The following is a 16,149-nucleotide window of genomic DNA, read 5'->3' on the forward strand; positions in this document are numbered from 1 at the left end:
TAGAAAAAGTGGCAGATTCCAACTTTATAGATTACGTAAAATTCTGTTCCAGATCAGGTGCGGGCGGAGCAGGTTCAGTGCATTTTCGAAGAGAAAAACATGTACCCAAAGGAGGTCCTGACGGGGGTGATGGGGGGAGAGGAGGACACATCATATTAAAAGGAAGCACCCAGGTATGGACATTACTCCATTTGAAATACAAAAAACATGTAATCGCTGAGGAAGGAAAAGGCGGCGAAGGTGGGCGAAGAAAAGGAAGAGATGGGAAGGATGTAATTTTGGAAGTTCCACTTGGTACTATTGCCAAAGATGCTGAAACTTTTGAAACTAGGTTTGAAATCACCGAAGAAGGACAGGAAGTGATCCTTACACGTGGAGGAAGGGGTGGTCTAGGAAATGACCATTTCAAAACAGCCACCAACCAAGCCCCACATTTTGCCCAACCTGGCGAAGAGGGAATTGAAGAATGGATTATTCTTGAACTCAAACTTTTAGCTGATGTAGGATTGGTCGGTTTTCCAAATGCGGGAAAATCAACTCTACTATCAAGTATATCTGCGGCAAGGCCTGAAATCGGTGACTATCCTTTTACCACCTTGGTCCCTAATCTCGGTGTCATTCCCTACAGAGACGAAAAGTCTTTTGTAATGGCAGATATTCCGGGAATTATTGAAGGTGCTGCAGAAGGAAAGGGACTTGGATTGAGATTCTTAAGACATATTGAGAGAAACTCAATTTTGTTGTTTATGATACCTGCCGATTCTGACAACATCAAAAACCAATACAAAATACTTCTTGGCGAATTGCAGAAATACAATCCCGAGCTTTTGGATAAAAAGAGGTTATTGGCCATAACAAAGGCTGACATGCTCGACGATGAATTGATCGGACAGATGAAGAAAGATGTTCCTAAAGATTTGGATTCAATTTTCATCTCCTCAGTTTCAGGATATAATCTTGACAAATTGAAGGATATGCTTTGGCAGGCCATAAATGTCCAGTAAATGTCAAGTTGTCAGTCATTAGCCCTTGGCAAACAAATTGATAAAGTATAAAAAGTCAAATTTTGAGAAATAAAATGGAGGAAAAACAAATATTCAATGAGGATCAGATCGCTTCCGATGAACAGGGAATGAAAGAGGAACAAGTTGTAAATGAGGCGCAAAAAGAAAATTCAGAAAAAAGCAATACTTCCCAAGAAGATAAACTTACAAAGGAGGTAGCTGAACTGAAAGACAAATATTTGAGGCTTTACTCTGAATTTGAAAATTACAGAAGGAGAACTTCAAAAGAACGAATTGACCTGATCAAAACTGCTTCAGAAGATTTGATGACAGAAATACTTCCTGTTGTAGACGACTTTGAAAGGGCTTTCAAAGCACATGAAAAAGAAACCGAAGCCTCAAAAGTTAGAGAAGGAAACCAGCTTGTTTTCCATAAATTATTAAGAATATTAGAGCAAAAAGGGCTTAAGCCGATGGATAATCTGACAGGAAAGCCTTTTGATGCAGAAACCCAGGAAGCAATTACCCAAATAGCTTCCCCAAGTGAGGAAATGAAAGGAAAAGTCATTGACGTTATTGAAAACGGATATGTCCTCGGAGATAAAGTCATCAGATTTGCTAAAGTGGTAATCGGAGCATAAGACAGGAATATGGCTAAAAGAGACTATTATGAAATTTTGGGAGTTAGTAAAAGTGCAACTCCCGATGAAATAAAAAAAGCTTATAGAAAGCTTGCAATCCAATACCATCCTGACAAAAACCCGGACAATCCTGAGGCCGAAGACAAATTCAAAGAAGCTGCTGAAGCCTATGAAGTCTTAAGCAACCCTGAAAAACGTCAAAGATACGACCAGTTTGGACATCAGGGACTTGGCGGAAATGGTGGCTACAGTGGTGGAGGAATGAACATGGATGATATTTTTTCCCAATTTGGAGACATATTTGGCGGCGGCGGATTTGATTCATTCTTTGGTGGAGGAAGAGGTGGAAGAAGGGTGAAAAAAGGAACAAATCTCAGGGTAAAATTAAAAATGAACCTGAAAGAGATAGCCAACGGAGTTGAGAAAAAAATCAAAGTAAAACGTCATGTAATTGCCGATGGCGTTACATTCAAAAACTGTTCAACCTGCCAAGGTTCGGGACAAATAAAAAAAGTCGTCAATACCATGCTGGGCCAGATGGTTTCTGCCAGCGCCTGCCACGTATGTGGAGGAAATGGTCAAATAGTAGACAAAAAACCTGCTGAGGCAGATATCAGAGGACTTATTCTCAAAGAAGAAGTCATATCTATCAATATCCCTGCAGGTGTAGCTGACGGAATGCAGCTCAGCATGTCCGGAAAAGGAAATGAAACAGCAGGTGGTGTTCCAGGTGATTTATTGATCGTGATCGAGGAGATCGAAGATGAAGTCCTCCAAAGAAACGGAAATGACGTCATCTTTGAATTGTATGTCAGTTTCATAGATGCAGCCTTGGGCTCACAGATAGAAGTCCCTACTATTGAAGGAAAAGTAAAAATAAAACTTGATGCAGGAACCCAAAGTGGTAAAATGCTTAGGTTGAAAGGAAAAGGGATAAAAGATATCAATGGTTATAGCAGAGGAGATCAATTGATCCAAGTCAATGTATGGACTCCAAAACAACTATCCAAGGACGAGCGGCAGATTCTTGAAAGCCTCCAAAACTCAGATAACTTCAAGCCAGATCCTGGAAAATCAGAGAAAAGCTTCTTTGACAAAATGAAAGAATTTTTCTAAAAAACTTGCAGCCGGATGAAAATCCGGCTTTTTTTATACCTTTAATAACCTTTTAAACCGATCGCCGTAACCTTACCGTATGTTGAACAAATTTTGCTTACTAATTGGATTGGTTCTGGGAAGTACGTCTTGGTCCGATGCCCAAATTACTAAGGAGTTCAAAGTCGAAGAGAAAAACGGCTACAACCTTGTATACTTAGATTTCAACGTTTACAAAGGAACATCTGACATTAAAAGAGCTCAGATTGAAGGTCCCTTGACGATCCATTCAGAACTCAATAAAGTGAATATCCTTCCTTCATTTTCATATAGAATTAAGGAAGATGTGCTATTTGCAAATCTTTCTCACAGAAATGTCGAGTCTGAAAACCTTGGAAAAAGTCTTTCCTATAAGCTTTTTTCCAGCTCTAATGAGGACTTTGACCACAAATGGGATGTAGGTCTAAACTCACACAATCTTTATAATCTCCATTTTTATTTTGGGATTGGCTATGCTTCATTGGATTTATCCCATTTGCCTATATCCAACTGCATGATCAAATCCACAAGTGCAGACATCAAACTTGACTACAGTAAAAACTTTGCCAATTCCGTAAAAATGGATACACTTTCCGTAGCCATCAATATGGGAAATCTAGAAGCTGACAACCTCAATTTTACCAATGCAAAAGAAATGATTTTTGAATCCAATTATGGGACATTGAATCTGTCGTTTTCTGATAAAATGGCTGAACCATGCAACATCAAGGCAATGGTCGGTGTGGGAAAAGTAAATATTCAACTACCAAGTGAAAATAATCCCTATATCCTGAAAATCACCTCTACACCCATGTGCAGGACATATATTCCAAAGCACTTGAAAGACCTCGGAAACAACACCTATGCAAGTAAAGCATACAGGGCAAACAGTGAAAATCTAATGAGTTTCACCATTGATGTATCGGTTGGGTCGGTTACGATTAAGTAATGAAGCAAACCGGATTTTTTTTCTATTTTTAGCAAAACTCATTTAATCTTGGAAATTCTTGAAATCAGAAATCTGAACAAAAGTTATGGGAACCAAAAAGCCCTAAACAACATCAGTTTGACAATTCCAAAGGGTGGGATTTTTGGCCTTCTAGGTCCTAATGGAGCGGGAAAAACTACTTTGATCAGAATCATCAACCAAATCATAGAAGGGGATTCAGGAGAAGTTTATTTTAATGGGGAAATCCTCCTGCCAAAGCACATCTCCCAAATAGGATATCTACCTGAAGAAAGAGGGTTGTATAAAAAAATGAAGGTCTGGGACCAATTGGTGTATTTTGCCAGACTCAAAGATATGCCTGCGGCCTTGGCAAAAGAGAGGGTCGCCTTTTGGTTAAAAAAAATGGATATCAGCTCATGGCGAGACAAAAGAATCGATGATCTTTCCAAAGGAATGGCTCAAAAGGTTCAATTTATTTCAACAGTAATTCACGAACCCGAACTCCTGATTTTGGATGAGCCTTTCTCAGGCTTTGACCCTCTTAATGCTGAAATCATCAAAAATGAAATTATTGAGCTGAAAAATAAGGGCATTACTGTTGTGTTATCCACCCATAGAATGGAATCCGTAGAGCTTCTCTGCGATCAGATAGCTATGATCCACCGGTCAAATAAAATATTGGAAGGAAGGCTTACTGCGGTCAAACAGATGTTTAGACCCAACACCTATGAGGTGATTCTTTCAGGAATCAATGAAACACTTCCGGAAAGTTGGAATGCCAGCCAAGTCAACGGAAACACAATCTTCAAGATACCACTTGGACAGGAATCTCCCAACCGCACTTTGCAAATGTTGATGCAATATGGTGAAGTGGTAGGATTCAGAGAAATCCTTCCAACTATGGAAGAAATCTTTATCCAACAGATAAAAAATCATTCCTATGAATAAAATTTGGCTGGTCATACAAAGAGAATACCTTTCACGGGTTCAAAAGAAATCTTTCCTTTTAGCAACATTGTTGACTCCCTTGATTTTCCCTTCCATCATGGGGATTTTTTTATGGATTTCAATTGGAGAATCAGAGAATCCTTCCCTTCAGATCATTGAAGTCGTTGATGAAAACAATATCTTTTTCATAGAAAGCTCAGAGCAATACGCCTTTTCTTTTTCCAAAATAAGTACAGAAGAAGGGAAAAAAATGGTAAATGACGGAGATCGTTTTGGTTTCCTTTATATTCCAAAAATCGATCTCAGCAGTCCGAAAGGCATAACTTATTATGGGGAAAAAAACCCAAGTATGAACCTGATTTCCTTTCTGGAATCAGCCTTAAAAAGGCGAATTGAGGAGCAGCGTCTTTTTGAATCGGGAATTAGTCCTGAAGCCATAAACGCATACCGCACCAAAGTATCAATCCAAGCCATCACTCTGGATAATAGCGGTGAAGAAAAAGTCACCGACGCTACGGTAAATTATGCCATTGGATTCCTTGCAGGAATCATGATCTATATGTTCATATTTATATATGGCAATCAAATCATGCAAGGCGTCATCGAAGAAAAATCAAGCCGAATCATAGAAATCCTTGTTTCCTCGATCAAACCATTCCAACTGATGTCAGGAAAGATTATTGGAATCGGCGCAGTTGGCCTGACCCAGTTTTTAATATGGGTTGTATTGATTGGGGGAATTTCCTCCATAGTCATGGGATATTTTGGCGTACAGATGCCACAACAACAAGCGATGGAGCTTGCAAACCCTGAAATCGGTCAAATGATGGATAGTCAAAGCAATCTTCAAAACATCATTGCGGTTATCAATGGGGTTGACTTTATTCAATTGACCCTGACCTTTATATTCTATTTCTTGGGAGGCTACCTCCTGTATGGAGCTTTTTTTGCAGCAGTTGGAGCAGCAGTGGATGCACCATCCGAAGCCCAACAGTTTATGCTTCCCATTACAATTCCTCTGTTGATCGGATATTTGGGTTTGTTTGTTTTTGTCCTTAATGATCCCAACAGCAATGTCTCATTCTGGCTTTCTATCATACCATTCACTTCACCCATTGCGATGATGGGAAGAGTAAGTTATGGTGTTCCCTTATTTGATCTAGCACTTTCAATGTCTCTATTGATTTTGGGATTCTTTTTCAGTACGTGGGTGGCAGGAAAAGTCTACCGAATCGGCATATTGATGCATGGCAGCAAGGTGAATTACAAAACACTTTGGAGATGGATAAAAACGAATTAATTCGATTTTGAAAAACCTTATAAAAAAAGAAAGGGCCATAATTGGCCCCTTCTTTTTTAATCTTCTGCATAATTGAAGCTGTCTATCTGTTCTTTTATCCAGTCTTTATAATTTTGAAGTCTGAATTCTTTCCATACTTCATTATATTTTCCTGAGCTATCAATCAAAAACTTGAACGCAGTCGCTGCTTTGGGTTTACTCAATGCATTGACCAATTCATCCTGAAAAACCCTTTCTTTGACAATTCTATCAGCAAACCTCTCCATCATCTGATGTTCTTGGTTTGGCTCCATTTTCACGAATTCCGCAAAATTATCCGGATTATCCTCAATCTCATCCAGGATATCTTCTTCTTCAGGAGTCAAATCGTAATTGAAATAATCCTCATCATCGGGGAGTTGATAGATTTTTTTATTGTCTAATTGATAAAAACAAATCATTCCCTTAAGCAGCTGCACTGCTATTTTCTCTACTTCTTTTTCAGATAGGGTAAGCATGTTAGAATTAAAATAAATTTTTAAGAAAATTAAATAACTGTCGGATTAAATCAAACTTTTTGCCATCTAAACTGTAACATGAGCGGTCATGCAAAAATACTTCTCAGAGTCGGTAAATCTAAATCATGGCCACCTTTAAATTCTACCCTTGTTACTTCAAAAGGTAAAGTTGCAATAAATTCATTTTGTTTTTGAATCGATTCATCAGTAATCATTGGATCTTCATCCCCCAAAACTACAATTACCTCTGTTTTTTTCAGCTTTTCCCCAGCCTGAGTAATGTTCAGGTCATGGGCAAATCCCCCACTCCATAAAACAAGTTTATCAACTTGGACAGCCAATTGACTAACCCACCGGGTGGCTGTAGCTGCTCCCTGAGAAAATCCAAAAACCTTAATGGAGGGCATCACCTCATACTTCATCAAAACTGATTCCAAAACTGAATTCAAATAATTATTATTATTCTCGATCGCAGTTTCTCTTTCATGGCTAGTCATCCAAATTGCTCCTACCCTTCCTGAAAATCCCTTTTGATAAGCGTAATTTGTGGCTTCGGGAACTATAATCAATCTCTCCTCTCTGAAAATCGGCTCTAGTTTTTTAAGAAAAAATTCTGCCAATTGGCCATAACCATGAAGGACAAATATAATTTCATTTTCATTTCTGTTGGGAAGGTGGGACATGTGATAGTGTCCTCTGTGCCGATAAGTGATGGAAGCTTTCATTTAGCCGTTCAGATTGTGGAACCTAAAGGGTAAAAGATGTTCGATCCCCTTAGCTTTCAATATCTCTTCTTGTCCGTTGAGCATCAATATTTCGATGGAGCTACCAAACTTAATCTCATATTCATTGATCATCTGCCTACACATCCCACATGGAGTTACATAAGCATACCCCTTCTCACCCATTCGCTTGGCAGCAATTGCGATCTTGATTGGTTTGGTATTTGGAAAATTTCCCATCACATAGCTCAAAACAGCCCTTTCTGCACAAACACCGACAGGAAAGGAAACATTTTCCTGATTATTGGCCGAAAAAATTTCCCCATTTTCAAGCAATAAAGATGCACCCACAAGAAACTTGGAATAGGGGGCATGTGCAAGCTCCAAAATTTCTTTTGCTTTCAAAATAAGTGTCGCTTCTTCCACTGTCCAATCATTTTTTGCTATTACCTCCAATGAGGCGGTCACTTCAATTTTTTTATTCATTATCCGGTGTAAAAAGGGATGGAATTAACAAAAAAAAAATGGGAAATGCACTATTTTCCTAATTAAGCCTATTTGATTTTTAGCCTTCATCCTTTTTTTACAATTTCGGGAATTGATAATCTTTTCATGACTTTATGCAAACCATTTTAATCATCGGTGCCGGTAAATCATCTTCTTATTTAATAGATTTTCTATTGGATAGTGCCGGCATAAAGAACAGAAAAGTAATTGTAGCAGACGTTTCGGTTAAAATTGCTGCCGAAAAGATCAAATCAAATCCATTTGCCACAGCTGTAGCCATTGATATTGACAATCCTGAAGAAAGATCGTCATGGATTCAAAAATCAGATATCGTGATATCCATGTTACCGGCTTTTTTGCATTCGGTCATCGCAAAAGACTGTCTTGCATTGGGTAAACACTTTTTTACTGCCTCTTATGAATCTGAGGAGTTGAGAAAGCTTGCTTCCGAAATCAAGGTCAAAAACCTCCTTTTCCTCAATGAATGCGGTCTTGATCCAGGAATAGACCACATGTCTGCCATGAAAATCATTGAACAGGAGAAAGCAAAAGGCAATGAAATACTCTCCTTTAAATCTTTTTGCGGTGGGGTTCTGGCACCCGAAAGCGAAGACAATCCCTGGAAATATAAATTCACATGGAATCCCAGAAATGTAGTCTTGGCAGGTCAGGGCGTTTCAAGATATTTTCAGGCTGGACAGATCAAATGTATCCCGTACCACAAGCTTTTTGAAAGACTTGAAACTGTGAATTTTACCCAAGCAGGTGAATTTGATGGCTATGCGAACAGGGATTCTTTAAAGTATAAGACCATTTATGGTTTGGACAATATTTCTACCCTTCTCAGGGGTACACTCCGAAGGTCGGGCTTTTGTCAGGCTTGGGATGTTTTTGTTCAGTTGGGGATGACAGATGATTCATATCAGATAGATTTTAAAGCAGACTTAACCTACAGGGGTTTTCTCAATACTTTCTTACCCTATCACCCTTCCAAATCCGTAGAAGAAAAACTTCAGGAATACCTTCCGAATATTAATATTGAAATACTATCAAAATTGGAATGGCTGGGATTTTTTTCCAATAAAACACTTCCCAAAACCTCCGGAAGTCCAGCTGCTTTACTTCAGAAAATATTGGAAGAAAAGTGGCAACTGAGTCCCAAAGACAAGGACATGGTTGTGCTTCAACATCAATTTATTATAAATGGAGCTTTTGGAACCAAGGAAATTATTTCGAGTTTGGTCTGCATAGGTGAAAACCAAGAATATACCGCAATGGCAAAAACCGTCGGACTACCACTTGCCATTGCTGTGGATTTATTTTTAGATGGAAAAATCAAATCAAGAGGATTGCAGATTCCTATCGATCAGGAATTTTACAATCCGATTTTGGAAGCGATGAAAAGTGAAGGTGTTTTTTTCGAGGAAATTGAAAAGCCGAACATTCAATGATATAAGGTTTTGTTGCTCAAGAAAAAGGACATGGATTGTGAATCCATGTCCTTTAATTCCTTTTAGTCAAGGTTTTTTCAATTATCAGAATTCCAACTTGCAGGAGGATTCAAGGTAGCTCCCCTGACGGTAAGACAATCGTCAGGAATTATTTTTGGGGTTTGCAAAAACTCAAGGTTATTCCGCTGAATGAATACTTCTTTATTTGAAACTGAAGCTGCTATAAAATAACCCAAAACAGTTTCATCAGGGTCATCCAAGCTGATGATATTTCCCCTGATGTTGGCAGGAGGCTGGTCAAATACACTTCCTGTCAGGCTTATCTGCTGTTCAATCAGTCTCAAAAACCGATGTGCTTCTCTTGACACAGACATTTGCAGGATTTCAGCCCGATAGGTATCCTTGAATCTTAAGCCATCATCTTCTATGAAAGCTACCGGAATGTTTTGACTGAGGCCATTAAAATCAATATCTGAGGCTAAAGCAAAAGTCTGAATCCTAGATTGCTCCTCCAAATAACAAGTCGAGCAGCAATCTTTTGGAGCAGAACCTCTTGGATTGGTAGGATGGTCCGGAGGTAAAGTGTACAATTCAGGATTTGCTACAACAACAAATGATCCTCTGTTCTGTCTCCAATAATAAAAGTTTGTCTGGTCACTCGGATCTCTAAATTGAGTAAAAATCTGTACCCCAATCTTATCCTGTAGCCTGTTTGCAGTTTTGACTTGGATAGCTCTGTAAGTCAAGGACTCTATCTCGGGAACCGAATTTACCTTTTCAGGCAAAGATGTGTAAGATTTCCCATCTTGAAGCTCAATAAGCAAAGAATAAGAAATCCCAACTCTTGCCCGAAAATCAGCGGGGGTTTGATAGACGCCACGCTCCTCAGTTTCAGTCAGAAAAACAACATTCCCTTCACTATCACGAATGGCAACCCCAGCTTGAGAAACAGGCCTGATAAGTCCTTCAAAAACACTTCCATATGTATCACTCCTTGTCAACCTGATAATATGTGGCCCGGGTTCTGTCGTCACAAATCCATCTACAGTTAACAATTGTTCTCCTTGGGGCAGCTCCACCTTATAGGGTTCAATGCAGGAAATAGGTAATAAAAGCAATAAGTATAGCAATCTTTTCAACATCACGATCAGAATTTAAGCGAATAACTTAGGGTTGGGAAAGGTACTCCAAGAATAGCCAATATGTACGATTGTGGAGGAGATCCTGCTTGGTCAGCAAAGAATACCGAGAATGGATTTTTTCTGCCGTAGACATTCATTACCGCAAAAGTCCAATCACCGTCATGGAACTTGGTATTTCCTTTCAATTTAAAATTCAAAGAAAGATCCAATCTGTGGAAATCAGGGATTCTTTGGGTATTTCTTTCTTTGAAAAATGCCAGGGAATTTCCAGCGAAGTCAAATTTTGCTTCAGGAAAAGAAACAGGTCTTCCTGTGCTGTAGGAGAAAGTCGCAGAGATTGAGGCATTGGTCGCCAATTTATAATTTCCTATTAGGGTCAAGTCGTGCGGTTTGTCAAAGTTGGAAGCAAACCATTCTCCATCATTGATAATCTCTTCTTCAAAGGGTGTGATGACCCTTCTCAAAGATCTGGAATACGTATAACTTGCCCATCCTGTTGTTCTACCAAGATTCTTTTTTACATATACCTCCACGCCATATGCCTGACCTTGTCCGGGGACAATTTCAGTTTCAAGATTTTGTTGCAGCAAAAGCCTGGCACCGTCTTTATATTCCAACACGTTTTCAATTTCCTTGTAATACACCTCAATCGAAGTCTCAAAAATATTTCCTTTTAGATTCTTATATATTCCCAAAGAATATTGGTCTACGATCTGTGGCTTAAAAAACTGATCACTCAACTTCCAGACATCTGTTGGCGCAATGGTAGCTGTGTTTGAAACCAAATGAATGAATTGATACATTTTATTATATCCTGCCTTTATTGAAGTCTTGGAATCCAATGAATACCTCAACGAAGCTCTTGGCCCCCAACCATCATAAGTCTGAATTGTTTCTCCAGATGCATAGGTTCTTTCACCAATGACGTTTCCTTCGTTGAGTGGCAGATTAGGTGCATATTCTTTAACTGTTCTTGGACCATAGTATTGGTACATATCATACCTGATGCCATAAGACACACCTATTTTCTCACCAAATTCAAGTTCATGTTGAAGATAAAACCCTGATTCTCTTGCAAATTCGTCTTGTACTTTTTTAGGCAATATCGTTGATTCACCTTCAGATGTTCCGGGAATAAGTTCTCCTGGTCTAATGGTGATGTTTTTTGTGTCACCCCCAAAAGAGACCCTGTTGTTTTCTCCCAAAGCATAGGTGAAGTTCAGCCTTAATCCTACGTCGGTTATCCCTGATTCAAGATCAAAATTGTTGATCCCGGATTTGTTAAAAATTGAAAAGTCATATTTAGAGTAATATCCAACAACATCCGCAGCCAATCTTTCGGAAAATTTGCCTTGATACCTAACGGTATGGCTCATGTTAGTCCATGATATTGTCGTATCCGACGCCAATGCAAAATCATCATAGCTTCGGTAAAAGCTGTAAGTAACATTGTGGTTTTCATTGATTTCGCCGTATAGAATCCCGTTTACGTCATTGAAATTAGCCTGACTTGAACGGAGGTCAGGGTTATTCATAGCCCCTAAAAGCCAGTTAATATATGAACCTCTAAATCCTATTTTTGCGGAAAGTTTGTCTTTGATCACAGGACCGTTTACTGATAACTTACCTGAAACCGTTCCGACCATCATATCACCACCCCATTTATCCAAACTTCCTGATTTGGGAGCTATGTCCAGAATTGAGGAACCTCTTCCACCAAATTTGGTTGGGATTATGGCTTTATACAAAACAAAATCATTGACAACATCCGGATTGAAAGCAGTGAACAAACCAAAAAGGTGTGAAGGGTTATAAATAGGCGCCCCTGCAAAAAGAATAAGGTTTTGGTCAGCCCCACCTCCCCTTACGTTGAGGCCTGAGGAAGCTTCACCTACCTGACTTACTCCTGGTAATGTGGCTAGGGACCTAATAATATCCACTTCTCCCAAAAACGGCGGGAGTTCTTTCAATGTATTCATACTCACACTGATCGCTCCCATGTCGGTACTTCTGATATTTTTTTCAGGATCCCGGCCATAAATCACCACATCATCCAAAGTAAAATCCTCTTGGATCATTGTCAAACTTATCCTTCCGTCTCCTACTGCCACAAATGGATAAATGACGGTTTCATATCCCACATACCGAATTTCAAGAATGTAATCAGCTCTATCGAGCACCAAGTTAAAAGTACCATTGGTGTTAGTGATTTCCGTTTTATTGAGCTCTCTGACAGTAACTGTGGCTCCTACAAGAGGATCTCCTGATATCTGATCGATAAGCCGCCCACTGATTTTGATATCCTTCAATTGGCCGATATCCCTTCCTACAATATTTTTTTGTTGGGCAAAAAGCTCACCTGATACGAAGATGAGGAAAAGGAAAATATATGGTAATGTTTTCTTCATAAATCAACTTTTATAGGCCAAAGGGATCAAAAACCCAGAACTCCATAGGTACAGCCAACTGTACCTCTGCACTTCTAAGAATATAAATAAGATTATCATGGACATAAACCCCAACATTTCTTGCAATAGGGTTTCCAGGAAAAATGTTTTTGCGGACCCACAATCCATTCGAAAGATTCAATTCCCAAACTTCCTGAGATCTATTGGCCATACCCGTGATCACCCTGTCCCCGATGGTCACACCAAAAGCTGACCCTGAATTGATATCTCCCGGATATATACCATAAAAGGACCATGTCTCCAAGTCTCCATCAAATGCATAAATCTCCTTGGTGACGGGATCAACAAGGTATTGTTTGTTATCGTAGCTAAAATTCAATACGGTCCGATTGACTGCAAAAGGAGAGTTTGCAATTTTTTGCCATTGACCTGTAGAAATATTGAACCTGTAAACATCAGTCCCAAATCCAACTGCCCCTCCCATTACAAACAATTTATTATTCAACTCAAATGAAAGCGAATTTACTGCTGTAAAGGGCAATGGAGGAAGCTTTATAAAATTATTGTTTTCATATTTCCAAAAATCAGTAGAAGGTGAACTCAATGAGTTTTGACTGATAACCAAAGCTCCGCCACCAAAATAGTTGCTGCTATTAAAAGCCCTCCAAAGAGGGTCTCCCTGAAAATCAACCTGAGTCCAGTTACCTGTCACTAGGCTATATTTCCAGAATTGGGAATTGATTGTTTGTCCGTTATTTGCTCCCAATCCCGCGAAGAATTCAAGGCCATTCTGAAAAGAAACGTTATCGAACAACTTCAAACTCGAAGGGAAATTAGGTAGTTGAGTAAACTTTCCGGTCGTATATTCAAACTTCTCTTCGAGAAGAATTTCCTGATTTTGGACAATCACCCTTACTTCCTCCAGTGCGATGGTTCCACTGCCGGGTACAATCGCGGTGATCAGTGATTCAAAATCTATTTTAAGGATCTGAGCCTGACGGTTACCAAAAAACACCTTTGTATCAGCTGTGAAATTTTTCCCCTTGATGGTGACAGTCGTACCTACAGGACCATTCAACGGTGAAAAACTGAAAGCGTCAGGTGATAGGGTGGTGATTTCTAACACATTGCCAAACTGGATCCCGTCGGGAAGGGATATGAAAGATTTGACAAAATATTTTTTTTGAATATCGAGTTCGCTTGTTTCTCCGATAAATCTCCCCGGAGCGACCCTTTCTCCCAATGAGATGATTATCGGTTGGGAAAATGATTCATTTTCCGAAATGTAGAAACCATGGTCACTTGCAGCAACATTTTGATTGGTAATAATCCTCCCAAGGACCCTTGCTCTTTCTCCACTCAGGTAAATTACTTCTTCTGTAATCAGTGAAGTTGTAACTTGGCTTTCTTCCTCACAGGAAGAGAAAATACCAAAAAAAATAAGGAGCAATGAAATTAACCCAAACTTACTTCTATCCATGTAAATTATTCTTAATGCAGGGCTAAAAATACACCAATATTGGATTTAAAAAAAAAAATCTACTTGTTAGGGCTAAATTTAAACTAAAAGATAATCAGAAATTCTTTGAGTAATTCGGAATAATCTTTTGAATAATTTCCATTTTTATCTTTGATCGAAATGTCTTTCGAATACATAGCATGATTTAAAAATGAAAATCCCAAAATTACCCTAAGAATATTTTTTGCGGGATTATCCTTTATAAAGGTTCTTGTATGGATTCTCAACCCTTTTGAGACCATTAATTTTTCCAATTCTTCCATTTGTACAGGTGGTAAAATGGCCCAAAACTCAGAAAATGGATGAAAAAGGGAAATAACGCCAGAAACCAATTCCCCAAAGGAAAGTGTATCATTGTGCAAAGCAAGATTTCGCTTTGGGTCGAGGGATTTTAGGTGGTTTGGAAAAAAGGGAGGGTTACTGACAATCAGATCATATTTTTGGGATTGGTTCACACAAAAATCCTGAAATGACATATGTACGAAGTCAATCCTGTCTTTCCAGGGACTTTGTCTAGCATTTTCAGAGGCTTGCTCCCAAGCTTCTCTGTCTATTTCAACTCCTGTGATTCTTGCCTCAGGAAATCTCTGCGCCAACATTAATGAAACAACTCCAGTCCCTACTCCTATTTCTAAAATACTTTTTGGATTTCCCGAACCTGATATGCTTCCTAAAAGGACTGCATCTGTACCCACCTTCATTGCACAACGGTCGTGATTGACAGAAAATTGCTTGAACCGAAATGGGGTAGGATTGCTCATAATTTTAAATTAAGCGGAGAAAAACCAAGGGAATTAAAGTTGAAATTGCTGAATCGGACGGTGAAGGAATCACCCTCCTCTTTCATATTCTTCATCTGGAGGAAGATTGGGTTTTTCTGCCGCCGCAACAGCCAATTGGTCACAGCGTTCATTTTCAGGATGACCCGCATGACCCTTTACCCAAACCAATTTGGGTTTATATTTGACATGCAAAGGGATATATTGCTTCCAAAGATCGGGATTCTTTTTATCCTGAAATCCTTTTTTCTGCCAACCCCAAAGCCACCCCTTTTCAATAGCATCTACAACATATTTACTGTCAGAGTATATGGTAACAGGAATGTCTCTTACTTTCAACTCCTGAAGTGCACGGATGACCGCCAAAAGTTCCATTCGGTTATTTGTAGTATACCGAAAACCCTCTGAAAGTTCTTTCCGATGTTGGTTGTATTTCATTACCACCCCATATCCCCCCGGACCGGGATTTCCTTTCGCAGCTCCGTCAGTAAAAATTGAAATCATTTATTTTTAATCTCTAATCAATAAAATACTATGGAATGAACGTGTCAAAATTTTTAAAATCAACCGATTTCTCCGGTGAATAGCGCTCCTTTGAAAATCTTGATGGCAATCGAAAGGAGAATAATCCCAAAGATTCTCCTCAAAACATCTAATCCTGTCTTACCCAATTTTCTTTCAAGCCAATTTGTACTTTTCAAAACAGCATATACTATCCCAAGGTTGATGATCATCCCCACGGCAATATTCACTTGGGTATATTCTGCTTTCAAGGTCAAAATCGTCGTCAGGGTACCTGCACCAGCTATTAGAGGAAAAGCAATCGGGACAATGGAAGCGCTTGTAGTCGAGGCTTCAGGATCCGGTTTGAAAAGCTCAATTCCCAAAATCATCTCAGCTCCAATCGCGAAGATTATTAATGCTCCCGCAATGGCAAAGTCATCGACTCCGATTCCGAAAAGTTTCAAAATCGACTCTCCAAAAAATAAAAAAAGTATCATCAGAATCCCCGCAGCAATCGTAGCTTTACCGGACTGGATATGGCCGACTTTTTTTCTGAGATTGATGACAATGGGAATTGATCCCAAAATATCAATCACTGAAAAAAGAATCAGTGTAACTGAGAAAATTTCTTTGAGATTAAACAT

16 protein-coding genes are annotated in these 16,149 nt (G+C 39.1%); 7 read left to right on the forward strand and 9 right to left on the reverse strand.

The features are described 5' to 3' along the window. Positions 1–8: 8 nt before the first annotated feature. From obgE to NK987_RS10890, 6 genes are all read left to right on the forward strand, one after another. Positions 9–1,004, forward strand: a complete 996-nt coding sequence (obgE, locus tag NK987_RS10865) for a GTPase ObgE (RefSeq protein ID WP_259263865.1) — start codon at positions 9–11, stop codon at positions 1,002–1,004. A 74-nt stretch (positions 1,005–1,078) separates the two neighbouring features. After that, positions 1,079–1,645 carry a nucleotide exchange factor GrpE gene (locus NK987_RS10870; protein ID WP_258424951.1) on the forward strand — a complete coding sequence of 189 codons (567 nt, stop codon included), beginning with the start codon at positions 1,079–1,081 and terminating at the stop codon, positions 1,643–1,645. A 9-nt stretch (positions 1,646–1,654) separates the two neighbouring features. Beyond that, positions 1,655–2,761: a molecular chaperone DnaJ gene (gene dnaJ / locus NK987_RS10875; protein WP_259263866.1), complete on the forward strand. Its 1,107-nt coding sequence runs from the start codon at positions 1,655–1,657 to the stop codon at positions 2,759–2,761. A 79-nt stretch (positions 2,762–2,840) separates the two neighbouring features. Then, positions 2,841–3,728, forward strand: a complete 888-nt coding sequence (locus NK987_RS10880) for a hypothetical protein (protein ID WP_259263867.1) — start codon at positions 2,841–2,843, stop codon at positions 3,726–3,728. 48 nt (positions 3,729–3,776) lie between these two features. Further along, positions 3,777–4,676: an ABC transporter ATP-binding protein gene (locus NK987_RS10885; protein ID WP_259263868.1), complete on the forward strand. Its 900-nt coding sequence runs from the start codon at positions 3,777–3,779 to the stop codon at positions 4,674–4,676. Continuing rightward, a complete protein-coding gene (locus tag NK987_RS10890; RefSeq protein ID WP_259263869.1) occupies positions 4,669–5,976 on the forward strand; it encodes an ABC transporter permease in 1,308 nt (435 codons plus the stop codon). The genes NK987_RS10885 and NK987_RS10890 overlap by 8 nt, the downstream gene beginning before the upstream one ends. Positions 5,977–6,032: 56 nt before the next feature. On the opposite strand, the gene NK987_RS10895 is transcribed toward NK987_RS10890, so the two are convergent. The 3 genes from NK987_RS10895 to NK987_RS10905 form a co-directional block, all read right to left on the reverse strand. Beyond that, entirely contained in the window at positions 6,033–6,473 is a 441-nt protein-coding gene (locus tag NK987_RS10895) for a UPF0158 family protein (protein WP_258424956.1), read from the reverse strand. A gap of 86 nt (positions 6,474–6,559) precedes the next feature. After that, on the reverse strand, positions 6,560–7,198 hold the full coding sequence (locus tag NK987_RS10900; RefSeq protein WP_259263870.1) for an alpha/beta hydrolase: 639 nt from the start codon (positions 7,196–7,198) through the stop codon (positions 6,560–6,562). Then, positions 7,199–7,681 (reverse strand): cytidine deaminase, encoded by a 483-nt coding sequence (locus tag NK987_RS10905; protein WP_258424958.1) that lies wholly within the window; start codon positions 7,679–7,681, stop codon positions 7,199–7,201. It abuts the gene before it with no gap. Positions 7,682–7,815: 134 nt separating this feature from the next. Between NK987_RS10905 and NK987_RS10910 the strand changes: the two genes are divergently transcribed. After that, positions 7,816–9,153 (forward strand): saccharopine dehydrogenase C-terminal domain-containing protein, encoded by a 1,338-nt coding sequence (locus tag NK987_RS10910; RefSeq protein WP_259263871.1) that lies wholly within the window; start codon positions 7,816–7,818, stop codon positions 9,151–9,153. Positions 9,154–9,230: 77 nt separating this feature from the next. Here the strand turns inward: NK987_RS10910 and NK987_RS10915 are convergent, their stop codons facing one another. The 6 genes from NK987_RS10915 to NK987_RS10940 all read right to left on the reverse strand — a co-directional run bounded on the left by NK987_RS10915 (position 9,231) and on the right by NK987_RS10940 (position 16,149). Then, the gene (locus NK987_RS10915; RefSeq protein ID WP_259263872.1) at positions 9,231–10,295 is read right to left on the reverse strand and encodes a DUF4249 domain-containing protein; all 1,065 of its coding nucleotides are present in this window, start codon (positions 10,293–10,295) and stop codon (positions 9,231–9,233) included. Positions 10,296–10,300: 5 nt separating this feature from the next. Beyond that, positions 10,301–12,703, reverse strand: coding sequence for a TonB-dependent receptor (locus NK987_RS10920; RefSeq protein WP_259263873.1), 2,403 nt, complete (start codon positions 12,701–12,703; stop codon positions 10,301–10,303). 10 nt (positions 12,704–12,713) lie between these two features. Beyond that, positions 12,714–14,183 carry an IPT/TIG domain-containing protein gene (locus NK987_RS10925; protein ID WP_259263874.1) on the reverse strand — a complete coding sequence of 490 codons (1,470 nt, stop codon included), beginning with the start codon at positions 14,181–14,183 and terminating at the stop codon, positions 12,714–12,716. Between the two features lie 83 nt (positions 14,184–14,266). Continuing rightward, positions 14,267–14,983, reverse strand: a complete 717-nt coding sequence (locus NK987_RS10930; RefSeq protein WP_259263875.1) for a tRNA1(Val) (adenine(37)-N6)-methyltransferase — start codon at positions 14,981–14,983, stop codon at positions 14,267–14,269. A gap of 69 nt (positions 14,984–15,052) precedes the next feature. After that, positions 15,053–15,505 carry a ribonuclease HI gene (gene rnhA / locus NK987_RS10935; protein ID WP_258424964.1) on the reverse strand — a complete coding sequence of 151 codons (453 nt, stop codon included), beginning with the start codon at positions 15,503–15,505 and terminating at the stop codon, positions 15,053–15,055. Between the two features lie 59 nt (positions 15,506–15,564). Further along, a complete protein-coding gene (locus NK987_RS10940; RefSeq protein WP_259263876.1) occupies positions 15,565–16,149 on the reverse strand; it encodes a MarC family protein in 585 nt (194 codons plus the stop codon).

Source organism: Aquiflexum gelatinilyticum (assembly GCF_024813435.1).
GTDB classification, from domain to species: domain Bacteria; phylum Bacteroidota; class Bacteroidia; order Cytophagales; family Cyclobacteriaceae; genus Cognataquiflexum; species Cognataquiflexum gelatinilyticum.